The sequence below is a fragment of the Aeromonas sp. FDAARGOS 1407 genome (assembly GCF_019048725.1).
Taxonomy (GTDB): domain Bacteria; phylum Pseudomonadota; class Gammaproteobacteria; order Enterobacterales; family Aeromonadaceae; genus Aeromonas; species Aeromonas enteropelogenes.
On the sequence record NZ_CP077399.1, the window covers coordinates 2,601,290 to 2,615,779 of the forward strand.

Genomic DNA, 14,490 nt, shown 5'->3' on the forward strand with positions numbered 1-14,490 from the left:
CGTTTGATGCCTGCCGCTAACATGGGTCCGGCCTCATCGATGAGCCTTGAAGCAGCGACATATGAGCCAGGCGGGCAATCATAACATCTTGCCCTCTGTCCGTGGAGCCGGGATGGCCTGGACAAGGGGCATGGTACAGGTGGCGTGCTCCTCTGCGAAAAAAGCGGGAGGGCATGGGCCCTCCCGTCCGTTGTCAGAGGCTGTGCTCGGTGCGGGCGATGATGTCGTCCTGGGCATCCGGAGAGAGGGCCGTAAAGAAGGCCGAGTAACCGGCCACCCGCACCACCAGATCCCGGTACTGATCCGGGTTGGCCTTGGCCGCCAGCAGGGTCTCCCGCGAGACGATGTTGTACTGCACGTGCCACCCCTTGTGCACCTCAAAGAAGGTGCGCAGCAGGCTCATCAGCTTGGCCTTGTCCCGTGCGTTCTCAAGGCTCGCCGGGCTCAGCTTCTGGTTGAGCAGCACGCCGCCGAGGATGGCCTGGGTGGGCAGCTTGCCGATGGAGTTGAACACCGCCGTGGGGCCGAGGCGATCCGAACCCGACGCGGGGCTTGCCCCCTCCGCCAGCGGGGTGCGGGCATGACGGCCATCCGGGGTGGCCATGGTGGCCGCGCCAAAGGGGACGTTGGCCGAGATGGAAGAGGTGCCGGCATAGTAGGTGCCGCCGATGGGACCACGGCCGAAGCGGGTGTTGTGCAACCCCTTGAGCTCGTCGATGTAGCTCTGGTAGGCCGCAACCAGCAGCAGATCTACCTCGTCCAGATCGTTGCCGTATTTGGGGGCTGCGTTGGTGAGGCGCTGGCGCAGCTGCTCGCCGGCGAGCCCCGCAAAGTCCTGTTCCAGCGCCTCGGCCAGCTCGCGTTGATCCACCATGCCCTGTTCGAACACCAGTTTTTTCAGCGCCGCCAGGCTGTTGCCCAGATTCGCTATCCCCACCTGCAGGCCGGAGACCCAGTCATAGACGGCCCCTCCCTCCTTGATGGTCTTGCCGCGCTCGATGCAGTCGTCCACCAGGGTACTGCAGAGGATGTCGTGGGCCTGGGCCTCCAGCACGCTGTCGACCACGCAGTCGATTTCGATGGACTTGCGGGTGAAGTAGCGTACCTGCTCGTCCCAGCAGGCCATCACCTCGTCAAAGTTGCTGAATGATCCTTCCCGCAGCGACTGCGACTGGGGCAGGAAGATCTTGCCCGTGGTGGCATCGCGGCCGCCATCCAGTGCCGCCAGCAGGATGCGGGCGAAGTTGATGAAGCTCATGCCGGTGCAGCGATAGCCCCACTTGCCGGGCACTGCGGTCTCGATGCAGCCGATGGCGGCATAGTTGTAGGCATCCTCCACGCTCACGCCGAGCTTGATGAACTCGGGGATCACCACCTCGTCGTTGTTGAAGGCTGGCATGCCAAAGCCGCAGCGGATCACCTGGATGCAGGCATTGAGGAAATCCTCGCTCATGCCGGCATGGTAGCGCACCGAGAGGTTGGGCTGGGTGGAGCGCAGCTGGCCGCAGGACTCCAGAATGGCGTAGGAGAGGCCGTTGACCGCGTCATGGGCCTGACCATCCCGCCAGATCTGGCCGCCAATCGTCACGTTTTGATAGAGCGGGCTGCCGGCGGAGGCCTTGGAGTGGGTGCCGGAGCGGATCTTGTTTACCTCCAACAGTTTCAGCCAGCAGCCCTGCAGCAGCTCGATGGCGCGCATCCGAGGCAGGGATTCCGACAGCTCCACCTCGTGGCGATACCAGGGGTAGAGGTACTGGTCCATCCGGCCAAACGAGACCGAGTGGCCGTTGGATTCGATCTGCAGGATGAGTTGGATAAAGTAGCAAAGCTGCAGCGCCTGCCAGAAGGTCTCGGGAGGCTGGTGGGCGATATGGGCACAGTTGAGCGATATGCTCTGCAGCTCGTCACGGCGCTCGGCGCACAATTCCTGCTCCGCCATGCCGCGAGCCAGGGTCGCGTAGCGCTCGATGTGGTTGCTCACTGCATCGAGGGTGATGGCAACCGCCTGCAGGAACTGCTCGCGCTGCAGATCCGCCCAGTCAGCCAGATCGAGCCGGCTGCGCCGCTCGGCGACCTTGGCCTTGAATCCATCAAGCCCCAGGGTGAGCAGCTCCTCGTAGTTGACCGCGAGGTGGGCATCTCCCGAAGTCATGTTGCCCTCGGCCTTGATGATGCCGCTCTCTAGCAATGCTTTTTGCTCGTCGGTAAAGAGGCCGTAGCAGCGATCCTGTACCGTCTGGCCGCGCCAGAAGGGAGTGAGGGCGTGGATAGCCTCCTTGTCCTCTTCGCTTACCGCAAAGCCTGCACCTGGCCTGTCTGCCAGCTCGTCGATCTCCTTCTCAATCCAGCTGACCGTGTACTCGGGAAAGAGCGGTGCGGCGCGCACCTGGCTTGCCTGGTTGCCGACGATGAGCTCGTCGTGCTTGATCCAGATGGTGCGCTCCTTGAGGTGGTGGGCCAGCGCCAGGGCGCGGCGCACCGGCAGCGGGCGGGCCAGGTGAGCCTGGTAGGCTTGCGTGTAGTGACGGGCCCGCTCGGTGCAGACCGGTGGCTGGACTATGTGGATCAGGCTCTCCTTGTGGGCGCGGATCCGCGGGGTGAGGGTGGTGAGGTCGAGCTGGGTCATGATCTTATCCTCTGGTGGGTCTGTGTCTGCGTCATGGTGGTGTGCCTATCCCCGGGTGATGGGGGTCAGCCCCCGTTGCCGGGCGCAATCATGGGCAAAGGCGAGCAATTCGGGTGCACCCAGGGGTTGGCTGGGGGCCTGATAGGGCTGATCCAGCAGGGCATATTTGCCCATTCCCATGGTGTGGTAGGGGAGAAAGTGGATCTCCTGCACGCTGCCAAGGCTCGCGGCGGTGTCGACGATGGCCGCGATGCTGGCTTCGTCGGCGTTGAAACCGGGAATGAGTGGCACCCGGATCTGCATGGGAATACCGGTTTCGGCGAGGCGTTTGAGGTTATCCTGCACCCGTGCCACCTTGCCGTGGGTCCACTCGAAGAAACGCGCCTGCTCGACGTGTTTGAGATCGGCCAGTATCAAATCCAGGTGGGGAAGGCTTGGCTCAATCTGGTGCCAGGGCACGTGCAGGCAGGTCTCCACCGCGGTATGCAATCCCTCCTGTTTGCAGCGGGCCAGCAGGGCGGCTGCGAAGTCGGGCTGCATGAAGGGCTCGCCACCAGAGAGGGTGACCCCGCCGCCGCTGCGCTCGAAGAAGGGGCGATCCCGCAAGATGGTAGCCATGAGGCTCTCCAGACTCTCTTCCCGGCCGCACACCTGCAGCGCTTCGCTCGGGCAGAGATCGCGCAGTCGCTCTACGTCCTGCTTAGCGAGGGCGGCACGATCCAGCTGAATGCCCCGGGTGTCACGCAAGATTGCCGGACAGGCCTGGCTGCAGAGCTGGCATCCCTCGATGCATTGGCGCCGGTCGAGTAGGATGTCCGGTCTGGGAGAGCGGCTTTCCGGGTTTTGACACCAGCGACAGGCCAGGGAACACCCCTTGAGAAACACCAAGGTGCGAATGCCGGGGCCATCGTGAGTCGAGTAACGTTGCAGGTCGAAAATCATACCGCCTCCTTTTGTTTTTATTTTATTTGCTTTCATTCAAAAGTTGATTTGATTTTGATCAAGAGTTTTGTGGATGTTTTATCGCTAGAATGACGGCAGATTGAACACCCCAACCTAAAGGAGTCAGAGATGGAGTTGTATCTCGATACCGCCGATGTGGCCGCGGTGCGCCGTTGGTCACGGATCCTGCCGCTGGCTGGCGTCACCACCAATCCTTCCATCACCGCTGCTGGTGGTATGCCGCTGCCCGAGTTGCTGCCCGCTCTGCGCGAGGTGCTGGGGCCCAAGGGGCGGCTGTTTGCTCAGGTGATGGCCAAGAGCGAGACCGAGATGGTGCGCGAGGCGTTTGCGCTGCGGGAGCTGGATCGGGATCTGGTGGTCAAGATCCCGGTTTGCGAAGAGGGGGTGGCGGCCATCAAGACCCTGACAGCCAACGGGGTGCCGACCCTGGGGACTGCCGTCTATACCCCGTTGCAGGGTTGGCTGGCGGCGGTGGCCGGGGCCGAGTACGTGGCGCCCTATGTCAACCGGCTGGATGCCCAGGGGGGCGATGGCATCGCCACTGTGCAGGAGCTGCAGCAACTGCTGGCGCTGCACGCCCCCAAGAGCAAGGTGCTGGCGGCTTCCTTCCGCACCCCGCGTCAGGCCCTTGACTGCCTGCTGGCGGGTTGCCAGTCCATCACTCTGCCGCTCGACGTGGCGGAACAACTGCTCAATGTGCCGGCAGTGGACGCGGCGCTGGTCAAATTTGATCAGGATTGGCAGCGCGCCTTCGGCCGCTGAATCGAAAAGGAGTGACAGGGGAGGGGACGTGTCGCCGGCCGACTAGACTGGAAGAAGGTGGCCAATCTGGATGGCCACCATCGGGTTTGTCGGAGGTATCCCATGAGCGATCATCTGCTTCTCCCCCATGGCGAGGATCTGCGCCGGGCGGTGCGCTGGCTCAGCGAGCATCACGAATACGATATCGCCGCGATTGAAGAGGTCAGCTTGCGCTTTGATCTCTCGCCGCTGGATGAGGAGTTTCTGATCCAGCACTGGCTCGGCAGCCAGCGCCAGTCCTGACAAGCCGGGGGAACGTCAGAAGAAGTTGGCGAGGTTGATGCCGTACTCTTTCGGATCGACCGTGCTTTCGATGCTCTCCTGCACGTTGCTTTTGGCCAGATCCAGCCACTGCACCTCGAGGTAGTGGCGCTGGGTGGCATGATAGATCACCTTGACCACCGGCTTGAGCGGCTGCTGCTCGTTGCGCTGCATCACGATGGCCAGCCGCTGGTTCGAGAGCATGACCAGGGTACCCACCGGATAGACTCCCATGCATTTGATGAACTTGGTGACCAGCTCGGCATCAAAGTGCTGGTTGATCCCCTTGAGCAGGATGCGAAACGCCTGGGTCGGCTGCATGCCGGTTTTATAAACCCGATCCGCGGTAATGGCATCGTACACATCGACGATGCAGCTCATGCGGGTATGGAGGGAGAGTTGATCCCCCTTCAGCTTGCGGGGATAGCCGCTGCCATCGAGTCGCTCATGGTGATTGGCGGCCACCTCCAGCATGGTGGCCGTGATGCCCTTGGTATTTTTCAGGATGCCGTAACTGTGCACCACGTGCTGGCGCATGATGGCGAACTCTTCGTCGGTCAATTTCCCCGGTTTGTGCAGCACCTCGTCCGGGGTCATGATCTTGCCCACGTCGTGCAGCAGCCCCCCCAGGGTCAACTCCTTCAAAACGCTGCGCTCCAGCCCCAGATAGCGGCCGAAGTTGGCTAGCAAAATGGCCACGTTCATGGAGTGTTCCATCAGGTAGGCATCCTTGGCCCGGATGCGGGCCAGGCAGAGCATGGCATCACCGTGAGTGAACATGGTGTCTACCATCTCCTCGGCCACTTCCGCCAGCGGCGTGATGTCGATGGGCTCACCTGCCTTGAGATGGCGGATGAACTTGCCCTGCAGTTCGCGGGCCTCCTGATAGAGGCGACGGATCTTCAGCTCCCGTCCTTCACCGCTGCCGCGAAGATGGCGCTCGCCGTGGGTGGTACTGGTGCCGGGATCCGGCGCAGCAAGGGCGTCGCTGTCGGCACTGCCCAGTTTGCTGCGGGCCAGATCGATACGCACCGTCAGTACCCCCAGTTGGATCAGATGGTCGATTTGCGCCTGGTTGCTCACCAGTCCCATCTGGGCAATCTCCATCCCGCCTGTCTGACTGGCGATGGCGATGACATACATGCCGGGTTTGAGTTTGTTGACGGGAATGACGGGATAGGATGCTTGAGACTTCATGGTGCTTCCTGACTTTTATTATTATGGGGTCGTGCCAATGAACCGCACCGTTGCAGTGTACCATCGGATAATGGCTTCGTCACAATTGCGCGCGCCTTAACAGTGGCGTTGTCGCCCCTGCCCGATATAATGACGCCCCTTTCGTTGTTGGACTCCGAGGTTGTGAATGCGGCTTGATAAATTTATTTGCGATTGTTCCGATTTGACCCGCTCGCTGGCGGGCAAACTGATCCGCCAGGGAGAGGTGATGGTGGACGGTATTGTGGTCAAGCAGCCCGCCTTCCACATCAATGAAGAGAGCCAGATTGAGTTCGACGGCGTCACCTTGAGCCTGGATCGGCGCAACCGCTACTTCATGCTGCACAAGCCGGAAGGCTATGTCTGCTCCAACGACGATCCGGATCACCCGACCGTGTTCTTCCTGATGGATGAACCCGCCATGGGCAAGCTGCACGTAGTGGGTCGCCTTGACCTCGATACTACAGGCCTGGTGCTGGTGACCGACGATGGTCAATGGTCCCATCGCATCACCTCGCCGCGCCACGAGTGTGCCAAGACCTATCACGTCTGGTTGGCCGATCCGGTGAGCCCGGATGCCATCGCGCTGTTTGCCGAAGGGGTGTTGCTGCGCAGCGAGACTGAGAAGACCCGCCCTGCCCAGCTGGAAATTCTGGGTGAGTGCGAAGCTCGTCTGACCATCCACGAAGGCAAGTACCATCAGGTGAAGCGGATGTTTGCCGCCATCGGCAACAAGGTGGTCGGCTTGCACCGGGAGCGAGTCGGCGGCCTGCAACTGGATGACGATCTGGCTCCCGGTGAATACCGTGAATTGACCGCCGACGAGATCGCCCTGTTCTGATCCCGCCGCGTCAAGTCTCGGGCGTCAGAGCGTACTGACGCCCAGCACCAGCGCCGTACCCAAGGTGGCCAGCAGGGCGCCGCCCCAGGCAGCCGCAGAGGGGCGTTCCCCCGAGTGCCACCAGAGCAGCGGCAACAGGATGACAGGGGTGGTGGAGGAGAGAATGGCGACCATGCCGACCTCTCCTTCACGCAATGCCACCAGGATCAGGGTCATCCCGAGGGCCATCGCCAGAAAGCCGTTGACGGCGATCATGCCGAGGATCCGCGGCGTGACGGGCTTGAGGGGCATGGCCAGGGGCAGGCGCACCAGCCGCAGGGCGCAGTGGGCCAGCAGAGCGCTGCCCATCCTGATCCCGGAGGCACTCACGGCGTCCACCTCGCCACTCATCATCACCGGCTTGGCAATGATGGCCCCCACGCTCTGGCAGAGGGCGGCAGTCAGGCCAAGGGCAATGCCCACGGCCAGGCTGCCGCGGATCTGCTCCCATGCGCTGCTCGAACGTCGCCCGAACAGGATCGCCAGCATCACCCCGCTAAATACCAGCAAGGCCCCCAGCAGTCGCCAGCCGGTGAGCTGCTCGTTGAACAGCCACAGGCCAAGCAGGGCGGAGAAGAGCGCATGGCAGGAGAACAGCAGACCGCTGCGTCTGGGGCCCAGCCGGTTCATGCAGGCGAACAGGGCGGTATCCCCGATGAAGATGCCGACCAGCCCGGAGAGCGCCAGCAAGGGGAGGGTGGAGGTCGACAGCGTCTGCCAGCCACCGGTGAAGAGGCTCATGGTACCGAGCATCAAGGTGACCAGGAACATGCGCCAGCGGCTGTAGGCAAATGCTCCCAGATGGCGGGCCGGTGTGACCGAAATCAGGGCGGCTACCGCCCACAAACTGGCCGAGGCAAGGGCCAGCCATTCATACCCCATAAAAAACTCCTGAAAAAATTAACCCGAAAGACTCCATCTCTCGGGCAAGCCCGATACAATACGGGGCGTTTTCGGGGATAACAAGGGCGGCATCAGGCATTCATCAGGCGCACCGTCGGCCTTCCCCCCTGCAGGTGGTTTATTCGAGGTTGTTGTAATGCGGTATGGTCTTTCCCCCGGGCTGGCACGACGCTGGCTCTCTCCCTTCCTGATTGGTGTGTTGAGCGGACCGCTGGCACACGCTACCCCGGTTGAGCAGCAGCCTCAGCTTTCCGACAGGCAGACCCTGGTCAAGGGCAATGGCGCCGAACCCGAATCACTCGACCCTGCCCAGGTGCGCTCCGGCTTTCCCGGTGAAGTGGTGCTGGTGGATTTGTTCGAGGGGCTGGTCAATGAAGATGGCCAGGGCAGGATAGTGCCCGCCCAGGCCCAGCGCTGGGAGACCAGTGACGATGGTCTGGTATGGCGCTTCTTCCTGCGCCCTCAGCTCAAGTGGTCCAACGGCGAGCCGCTGGTCGCCCGGGATTTTGTCTACGCCTGGCGGCGGTTGCTGGATCCGGCGCAAGGTTCCCCTTCCGCGGGCCTTCTGCTGGCAACCGGCATCAACAATGCCCAGTCCATTTACGCCGGGGCGCTTGAGCCCGACATGCTGGGGGTGGAGGCCGAGAGCGAGCAGATCCTCAAGGTGACGCTGGAACGTCCCGTACCCTACTTCCTGCAGCTCATCAGCCAGCGCCCCTTCGTGCCGGTCAACGAGAAGGCCATCGCCAGCTTTGGCAAGCAGTGGACCCAGCCTGGCAAGCTGGTCAGCAACGGCGCCTACAAGCTCGAGAGCTGGGTGCCCAACGAACGGCTCGAGGCGCAGCGCAATCCCCACTATTGGGATGATGCCCATACCCGCATCCAGCGAGTGACCTATTTGCCGCTCGCCTCCCAGCATGCGGAGCGGCTGCGCTACGAGGCGGGGGAGATCCAGCTCACCAACAAGGTGGCGCTGGAGTATTACCAGAAGATCAAGCAGGCTACCCCCGAGCGGATCTGGGGTCTGCCGCTGCTGGGTACTTATCTCTATACCTTCAACCTGCGCCGCCCTGAGTTGCAGGATGTGCGGGTGCGCCAGGCGCTCTCGATGGCCATCGATCGCACTCTGTTGACCGACAAGGTGAGTGGCCAGGGCGAGCTGCCTGCCTGGTCCCTGCTACCCCAGATGCCGGGGTATGATGCCCTGCATCCGGCGCAGGCGTCACAGGATCAGCCGAGCCGGCTGGCCAAAGCCGCCGAGCTGCTGGCCGAGGCCGGTTACATCAGCGCCCATCCCCTCAAGCTGACCCTGACTTACAACACCTCGGAAAACCACAAGAAGCTGGCTCTGGCGGTCGCTGCCATGTGGAAGCCGCTGGGGGTGGAGGTGACACTCAACAACATGGAGTGGGCGGCCTATCAGGTGGCGAAGGACAGCGGTGACTTCATGGTGGCGCGCTCCTTCCTGTTCGGTGATTACGTGGAGCCTTCCGCCATGCTCAACAGCTTCCGCTGCCAGGATGTGCGCAACGAGAGCGGTTACTGCAATCCCGACTTTGATCTTTTGCTGGAGCAGGCGGCCAATACCCTGGATGCGTCGAGCCGGCGCGCGCTCTATCAGCATGCCGAACAGTTGCTGGTCGACGAGGTGCCCGTCATTCCCGTCTACCACTACAATCAGATGCGTCTGGTCGATCCCGCCTTGCGCGGATTACCGAGCCAGAATCTGAAGGGGGCGATTGCCACCAAGGATCTCTATTTCAGCCCGCAGTGAGGAGCCTTTCATGAAACTTGCCATTATTTCCGACATCCACGGCAGTATCATCGCCCTGGAGCGGGTGCTGACCCAGCTCGAGCCCTGGCAGCCGGATCACTATCTGCTGCTGGGTGATCTGCTCAACCATGGGCCGCGCAATCCGGTACCGGAAGGGTATAACCCGGCCGCAGTCGCCGATCGACTCAACGGCCTGGCACCGCAGATCCTGGCCGTCAGAGGTAACTGTGATTCGGAAGTGGATCAGATGCTGCTGCGTTTTCCCATTACCGCCCCCTACAACCAGTTGCTGGTCGATGAGCGGCGCTGGTTTGTCAGCCACGGTCATCTCTATCATCCCGATGATATCGCCTTGCCGGCGGGCAGTCTGTTTCTGAGCGGCCATACCCATGTGCCCGTGCTGGAGTGGCAGGGGGAGCGCATCTTGATGAATCCGGGGTCTATCTGTTTTCCGCGCGGCGACTTGCCGGCCAGTTATGGCCGTTATGACGCTGGCGTACTGACGGTCAACGCCTGTACGGACGGAAGGGAATTGCTGAGACTGGTGCTCTAGCCGAGCGGGAGAAATGCAAAAGGCCTGATGGGGAGATCAGGCCTTGATGCCGTAGGAGCGGGTCCCGGAGCGGGTATTGCCCTTGGCGTCATAGGTGAGGCTGTTGCGATCACGCAGCTGGCTCAAGAAGCCGGCGAGGCGGCGATTCGATACGATGCTGAGCTCGAGCAGGCGACCATTGATGTCATTCTGGTTCTGGCAGGCATCCAGTTTTTCCCGCAGCTGTACCATCTGGTCTGGGTAGGCAGCCAGCTGCTGCGCCAGATCAGGCAAGGCTGCCAAGGTCTTGTCCAGCGCCTCAATGGCAGTCAGCAGCTGTTGTTTGCGCTCGCTCAGCTCAGGCAGGGCCAGTGCCTGGTGCTGTTTGAGCAGGTTGAACTCCTCTTCCAGAATGCCTTGCATCCGGGTGAGGTAGTCATCCTGAGTGTGCAGTAACGAAGGCAGGTCCATCATCCCAGCATTTTATCCAGGTTGGTTTCGAAGCTGAACATCTTGCGGGCAACTGCTTCGTTGTTGACCTGGTACTCGCCACTGGCAACGGCCTTTTTCAGGCGTTCGACTTTGCTCTCATTGCCGGTCGAGGCGGCATTGAGGTTTTGTTGCATCTTTTGCAATTGCTGGGCCTCGTTGGTCAGGGAGACAGAATCCTGTCTGACCGCCGTGGACTTGCTGTCGGGGGAAGAGGCAACCGATTTGCTGCCTGTTCCCTGGCTGTTACCGGTATTTTGCAACCGATTGTTCGCCAAGTTGTTGATATTGTTGATGGCCATTTTGATTACCTTCGTCTGCTTTAAGGTTCGCTTACCTGTTTATCGGTACGCCAGGTCAGAACTTTAGAAAAAAGTTGTCGACGATCCGGATATTAGAAAGTGACCGTGACGGCACCCACTGCGCTGACCTTTCCCTGCACGGTTTTACCGGAGCGAATGTTGACGAGCCTGATGATCTCTCCGAAGCTGCCATCTTGCAAGGCTCGGGCCATTGTTTTGATTTCAAAGTGGTTATTTTCTGCGGTCAGGGTGACCTGATCCCCTTTGCACACCACGCAGACCTGGCTTAACCGGACGGGTTGCCCCGGCTTGAGTTCCCGCTTGCTGCGCACCCCTATGAGGGCCGTGGTGTCACTGAGGTAGTCGCCCCGGATCAGGGTCTGATCCAGATAGGCCAGTACCAGCTGGCTTTCGGTCAGCAGATCCCCCTTTGCGACCGGGTTGGTGACGGTGACATAGGGTTTCTGGATGCTCACCCGCACAGGTAAATAGACATCCCAGGGTTTGTCTTCCTCGCACTTCATGTAAACTGTTGTATTACGGCGAATTTCCATTTTTGCCGGGAGGGTGATGGTCAGGCTGTCTTCACAACGGGTCAGCGGTAGACGCTCATCCAGAGTCGCTGCAGTGACCTCCGCCCTGGCATCAAGCGGCACAGCCAGTTGCTCGTAGACGAATTCTTGCGCTCTTTCTTGCAGGTAGTCCGTGACGTCCGACGCGTAGCTGGAGGAGATGCTGCCGAAAAAAAGGCTGATGAGTAAAAGTCGATTAATCATTTTCGCTCGTTGGTCGATAAGTTATCCACGCATATCACCAAATTAACTATGATTGCTTCAGGATTTGTTCGTTTCTACATCGATAGTCTGACGCAATCCATTACGCATGCATGAACAGTGCCAAGCGTTTTTAGGGAGTGTTTATGGCCAGTATTCTGGACTCGGTCAACCAACGCACCCAGCTAGTGGGGCAAAACCGGCTGGAGTTGTTGTTGTTTCGTCTCAATGGTCGTCAAAGATTTGGCATCAACGTATTCAAAGTACGTGAAGTGCTGCAGTGTCCCCCTCTGACCGTGATGCCCAAATTGAATTCCTGCATTCGCGGGGTCGCCCACATTCGTGGCCAGACCATTTCGGTCATCGATCTGAGCATGGCGATGGGCAAACGTCCCATCGAAGATCTGAGCAAGTGTTTCATCATCATTTCTGAATACAACCGTTCCATTCAGGGATTCTTGGTGCACTCGGTCGAGCGCATCATCAACATGAACTGGGAGTCCATTCTGCCCCCCCCCAAAGGTGCGGGTCGTATCAACTACATGACGGCCGTCACCGAGGTGGATGGGGAGCTGGTCGAAATACTGGATGTAGAGCGCATTCTGAACGAGATTTCCCCTGTCTCAACCGAAGTGAGCCAAGAGTTGGTGGAAGCGAGCGTTGAACACCCGACACTGGGTCGTCCCGTGCTGGTGGCTGATGACTCCTCTGTTGCTCGCAAGCAGGTTCAGCGTGCGCTGCAGGCTATCGGGGTGGAGTGTGTGCTGGCAAAAGATGGTCGGGATGCACTGAACATGTTGCTGGAGATGGCCAAAAATGGCCCGATCAAGGATCAGATTGCACTGGTCATTTCGGATATAGAAATGCCGGAAATGGATGGTTATACCTTCACTGCTGAAATCCGGAATAATCCCAACCTCAAGGATTTGCATGTTATTCTGCATACATCCCTCAGCGGAGTATTCAACCAGGCAATGGTGCAGAAAGTCGGTGCGAACAATTTTATTGCCAAGTTCCAGCCTGATGAATTGGCCAAGGCCGTACAAAATGCACTCTGATAAAAGAAGAACAGCTGCATGAAGACACTTTCGGACGACTTATACAAACAGTTCAGCAATTTTCTGGCGATACAGAGCGGGATTGTGCTGGGCGATAACAAACAGTATCTGGTGAAGAGCCGTCTTTCACCCTTGATGGCTCAGTTTGGCATTGAGAGTCTGTCTGATCTGGTTACCCGTGCAATGAGTGTGCGAGAGCGTGACCTGAAAATGGCGGTAGTGGATGCCATGACCACCAACGAAACCCTCTGGTTTCGCGATACCTACCCCTTTCAGCTGTTGACCGACAAGATCTTTCCCGAACTGGGCAAGAGTGGCCGCCCTGTTAAAATCTGGTCTGCGGCCTCTTCATCCGGACAGGAACCCTACTCGATAGCCATGACGGCGCTGGAGCAGCAGATGAAAAAGCCGGGCACCCTGCCGGGCGGCGTTCAGATCGTGGGAACCGATATTTCGACTACCATGCTAAACCAGTGCAAGGAAGGGGTGTATGACAGCCTGGCGCTGGCGCGCGGCCTCTCTCCCGAGCGCAAGAAGATGTTTTTCGAGCCCTGTGGCGACAACAAGATGCGGGTGGTCGAGCGAGTCAGAAAATTGACCACCTTCAGACCGCTCAACCTACTGGAGAGCTACAGCCTGCTCGGCAAATTTGACATTATTTTCTGCCGCAATGTACTCATCTACTTTGCGCCGGAAGTGAAGTCGAAGATCCTTAACCAGTTTGCCACCAGCCTTAACCCGGGTGGTTACCTGATGCTGGGTGCGTCTGAGTCGCTGGCCGGGCTGACTGATCGGTTCGAGATGATCCGCTGCAATCCGGGGATTGTCTACAAGGTCAAATAAGCCTTGGGGCCACGCCATCCAAGGGTTTGCGGGATCCTCTCGCATCATATGAATCATCAATGAGGGAAGCGACAGCTTCCCTCATTTTTTTATCTGACTGTACCTGTCTGCGCTTGATCGTGACTGACAGTATGTCTGCCTCTTTGAGCGACCCACCGCCAAGCCGGGGATTGCCTGTCTGGGCATTCTATTGATATGAAACCTTTCTGGCATAACTCTTGCTAACAAATACTCCAAGCAGGAGGTGTGCTATGGCTATTTCATTCGACAAGGCATTCGGGGTTCACCAATACACCCTGAGCGTGCGTGCCAAACGGGCAGAGGTGCTGTCCAGCAACATTGCCAACGCGGATACCCCGGGTTTCAAGGCCAGGGATCTCAATTTCGCTCAAGCGTTGCAGGAAGCCCAGCATCAACAGGGGTTTGGATTGGCGACCACCAGTGAAAAGCACTTTGCTCTGAATATGGATGCGCCGGGAACCGTGCAGTACCGCAACCCGCTGCAACCTGATACCGGTGATGGCAACACGGTGGATGTGCAGCAGGAGCGCAGCGAGTTTTTGCGAAATAGCCTTGAGTATCAAACCTCCCTCGAATTCATGAATGGCAAGATCAGCGGCCTGCTCAAGGCCCTGAAAGGAGATCAGTGATGAGTTTGTTCAAGGTCTTTGACATAGCAGGCTCGGCCATGAGTGCCCAATCGGTACGACTCAACACTGTGGCCAGCAATATGGCCAACGCAGACAGCGTCAGTTCGAGTGTGGAGGCAACTTACCATGCCAGGCGGCCAATTTTTGCCGCCCAGCTTGACCATGCCATGTCGGATAAACAAGGGTCAGTCGGCGTTGAGGTGAAGGGGATAGTCGAGAGCAAGGCTCCCCTGCTCAAAGAGTACAACCCCAACCATCCCATGGCGGACAAAGACGGCTTCATCTTCAAGCCCAACGTCAACATGGTGGAAGAGATGGCTGACATGATCAACGCCTCGCGCAGTTACCAGACCAACGTTCAGGTTGCAGATTCGGCCAAGAAGATGCTGCAGCAGACGTTGAACCTGGGCAAATCTTGAT

The 14,490-nt window shown here is 59.4% G+C and carries 16 protein-coding genes; 9 read left to right on the top strand and 7 right to left on the bottom strand.

Annotated elements, in window-relative coordinates:
• Positions 1-193: 193 nt before the first annotated feature.
• The gene (locus tag I6L37_RS12495) at positions 194-2,626 is read right to left on the bottom strand and encodes a formate C-acetyltransferase/glycerol dehydratase family glycyl radical enzyme (protein WP_216991994.1); all 2,433 of its coding nucleotides are present in this window, start codon (positions 2,624-2,626) and stop codon (positions 194-196) included.
• 45 nt (positions 2,627-2,671) lie between these two features.
• Positions 2,672-3,568 carry a glycyl-radical enzyme activating protein gene (locus I6L37_RS12500; RefSeq protein WP_216991995.1) on the bottom strand — a complete coding sequence of 299 codons (897 nt, stop codon included), beginning with the start codon at positions 3,566-3,568 and terminating at the stop codon, positions 2,672-2,674.
• A 129-nt stretch (positions 3,569-3,697) separates the two neighbouring features.
• Between I6L37_RS12500 and fsa the strand changes: the two genes are divergently transcribed.
• Positions 3,698-4,351, top strand: coding sequence for a fructose-6-phosphate aldolase (gene fsa, locus I6L37_RS12505; protein ID WP_026457584.1), 654 nt, complete (start codon positions 3,698-3,700; stop codon positions 4,349-4,351).
• A 102-nt stretch (positions 4,352-4,453) separates the two neighbouring features.
• Positions 4,454-4,633: a hypothetical protein gene (locus I6L37_RS12510; protein ID WP_026457583.1), complete on the top strand. Its 180-nt coding sequence runs from the start codon at positions 4,454-4,456 to the stop codon at positions 4,631-4,633.
• 15 nt (positions 4,634-4,648) lie between these two features.
• On the opposite strand, the gene I6L37_RS12515 is transcribed toward I6L37_RS12510, so the two are convergent.
• Positions 4,649-5,848 (bottom strand): HD-GYP domain-containing protein, encoded by a 1,200-nt coding sequence (locus I6L37_RS12515; protein WP_061475500.1) that lies wholly within the window; start codon positions 5,846-5,848, stop codon positions 4,649-4,651.
• Positions 5,849-6,014: 166 nt separating this feature from the next.
• On the opposite strand from I6L37_RS12515, the gene rsuA reads away from it, so the two are divergent.
• Positions 6,015-6,707 (top strand): 16S rRNA pseudouridine(516) synthase RsuA, encoded by a 693-nt coding sequence (rsuA, locus tag I6L37_RS12520; protein ID WP_216991996.1) that lies wholly within the window; start codon positions 6,015-6,017, stop codon positions 6,705-6,707.
• A 24-nt stretch (positions 6,708-6,731) separates the two neighbouring features.
• Here rsuA and I6L37_RS12525 read toward each other — a convergent pair whose 3' ends face one another.
• Positions 6,732-7,628 (bottom strand): DMT family transporter, encoded by an 897-nt coding sequence (locus tag I6L37_RS12525; RefSeq protein WP_216991997.1) that lies wholly within the window; start codon positions 7,626-7,628, stop codon positions 6,732-6,734.
• A 157-nt stretch (positions 7,629-7,785) separates the two neighbouring features.
• Here I6L37_RS12525 and I6L37_RS12530 point away from each other — a divergent pair, with 157 nt between their 5' ends.
• Together I6L37_RS12530 and yfcE are read left to right on the top strand one after the other, a co-directional pair.
• Entirely contained in the window at positions 7,786-9,423 is a 1,638-nt protein-coding gene (locus I6L37_RS12530; protein WP_216991998.1) for a peptide ABC transporter substrate-binding protein, read from the top strand.
• A gap of 10 nt (positions 9,424-9,433) precedes the next feature.
• On the top strand, positions 9,434-9,976 hold the full coding sequence (gene yfcE / locus I6L37_RS12535) for a phosphodiesterase (RefSeq protein ID WP_026457622.1): 543 nt from the start codon (positions 9,434-9,436) through the stop codon (positions 9,974-9,976).
• Positions 9,977-10,012: 36 nt separating this feature from the next.
• Here the strand turns inward: yfcE and I6L37_RS12540 are convergent, their stop codons facing one another.
• The 3 genes from I6L37_RS12540 to flgA form a co-directional block, all read right to left on the bottom strand.
• Positions 10,013-10,429: a flagella synthesis protein FlgN gene (locus I6L37_RS12540; protein ID WP_026457621.1), complete on the bottom strand. Its 417-nt coding sequence runs from the start codon at positions 10,427-10,429 to the stop codon at positions 10,013-10,015.
• Entirely contained in the window at positions 10,426-10,746 is a 321-nt protein-coding gene (gene flgM, locus I6L37_RS12545; protein ID WP_026457620.1) for a flagellar biosynthesis anti-sigma factor FlgM, read from the bottom strand. Before flgM ends, I6L37_RS12540 begins: the two co-directional genes overlap by 4 nt.
• Positions 10,747-10,838: 92 nt before the next feature.
• A complete protein-coding gene (gene flgA, locus I6L37_RS12550; RefSeq protein WP_082037454.1) occupies positions 10,839-11,522 on the bottom strand; it encodes a flagellar basal body P-ring formation chaperone FlgA in 684 nt (227 codons plus the stop codon).
• 143 nt (positions 11,523-11,665) lie between these two features.
• Here flgA and I6L37_RS12555 point away from each other — a divergent pair, with 143 nt between their 5' ends.
• From I6L37_RS12555 to flgC, 4 genes are all read left to right on the top strand, one after another.
• Positions 11,666-12,577, top strand: coding sequence for a chemotaxis protein CheV (locus I6L37_RS12555; protein WP_042025439.1), 912 nt, complete (start codon positions 11,666-11,668; stop codon positions 12,575-12,577).
• A gap of 18 nt (positions 12,578-12,595) precedes the next feature.
• On the top strand, positions 12,596-13,420 hold the full coding sequence (locus I6L37_RS12560) for a protein-glutamate O-methyltransferase CheR (protein WP_042025440.1): 825 nt from the start codon (positions 12,596-12,598) through the stop codon (positions 13,418-13,420).
• Positions 13,421-13,671: 251 nt separating this feature from the next.
• Entirely contained in the window at positions 13,672-14,070 is a 399-nt protein-coding gene (flgB, locus tag I6L37_RS12565; RefSeq protein WP_026456458.1) for a flagellar basal body rod protein FlgB, read from the top strand.
• Positions 14,070-14,489, top strand: coding sequence for a flagellar basal body rod protein FlgC (gene flgC, locus I6L37_RS12570; RefSeq protein ID WP_216991999.1), 420 nt, complete (start codon positions 14,070-14,072; stop codon positions 14,487-14,489). The genes flgB and flgC overlap by 1 nt, the downstream gene beginning before the upstream one ends.
• Position 14,490: the final 1 nt, after the last annotated feature.

Excerpts from the sequence above, each read along its gene's own strand:
- I6L37_RS12495 (WP_216991994.1), bottom strand. The coding sequence starts at position 2,626 with ATGACCCAGCTCGACCTCACCACCCTCACCCCGCGGATCCGCGCCCAC.
- I6L37_RS12560 (WP_042025440.1), top strand. The coding sequence starts at position 12,596 with ATGAAGACACTTTCGGACGACTTATACAAACAGTTCAGCAATTTTCTG.
- flgM (WP_026457620.1), bottom strand. The coding sequence starts at position 10,746 with ATGGCCATCAACAATATCAACAACTTGGCGAACAATCGGTTGCAAAAT.
- flgC (WP_216991999.1), top strand. The coding sequence starts at position 14,070 with ATGAGTTTGTTCAAGGTCTTTGACATAGCAGGCTCGGCCATGAGTGCC.
- fsa (WP_026457584.1), top strand. The coding sequence starts at position 3,698 with ATGGAGTTGTATCTCGATACCGCCGATGTGGCCGCGGTGCGCCGTTGG.
- I6L37_RS12500 (WP_216991995.1), bottom strand. The coding sequence starts at position 3,568 with ATGATTTTCGACCTGCAACGTTACTCGACTCACGATGGCCCCGGCATT.
- flgA (WP_082037454.1), bottom strand. The coding sequence starts at position 11,522 with ATGATTAATCGACTTTTACTCATCAGCCTTTTTTTCGGCAGCATCTCC.
- flgB (WP_026456458.1), top strand. The coding sequence starts at position 13,672 with ATGGCTATTTCATTCGACAAGGCATTCGGGGTTCACCAATACACCCTG.
- I6L37_RS12540 (WP_026457621.1), bottom strand. The coding sequence starts at position 10,429 with ATGATGGACCTGCCTTCGTTACTGCACACTCAGGATGACTACCTCACC.
- yfcE (WP_026457622.1), top strand. The coding sequence starts at position 9,434 with ATGAAACTTGCCATTATTTCCGACATCCACGGCAGTATCATCGCCCTG.
- I6L37_RS12555 (WP_042025439.1), top strand. The coding sequence starts at position 11,666 with ATGGCCAGTATTCTGGACTCGGTCAACCAACGCACCCAGCTAGTGGGG.
- I6L37_RS12525 (WP_216991997.1), bottom strand. The coding sequence starts at position 7,628 with ATGGGGTATGAATGGCTGGCCCTTGCCTCGGCCAGTTTGTGGGCGGTA.
- I6L37_RS12530 (WP_216991998.1), top strand. The coding sequence starts at position 7,786 with ATGCGGTATGGTCTTTCCCCCGGGCTGGCACGACGCTGGCTCTCTCCC.
- rsuA (WP_216991996.1), top strand. The coding sequence starts at position 6,015 with ATGCGGCTTGATAAATTTATTTGCGATTGTTCCGATTTGACCCGCTCG.
- I6L37_RS12510 (WP_026457583.1), top strand. The coding sequence starts at position 4,454 with ATGAGCGATCATCTGCTTCTCCCCCATGGCGAGGATCTGCGCCGGGCG.
- I6L37_RS12515 (WP_061475500.1), bottom strand. The coding sequence starts at position 5,848 with ATGAAGTCTCAAGCATCCTATCCCGTCATTCCCGTCAACAAACTCAAA.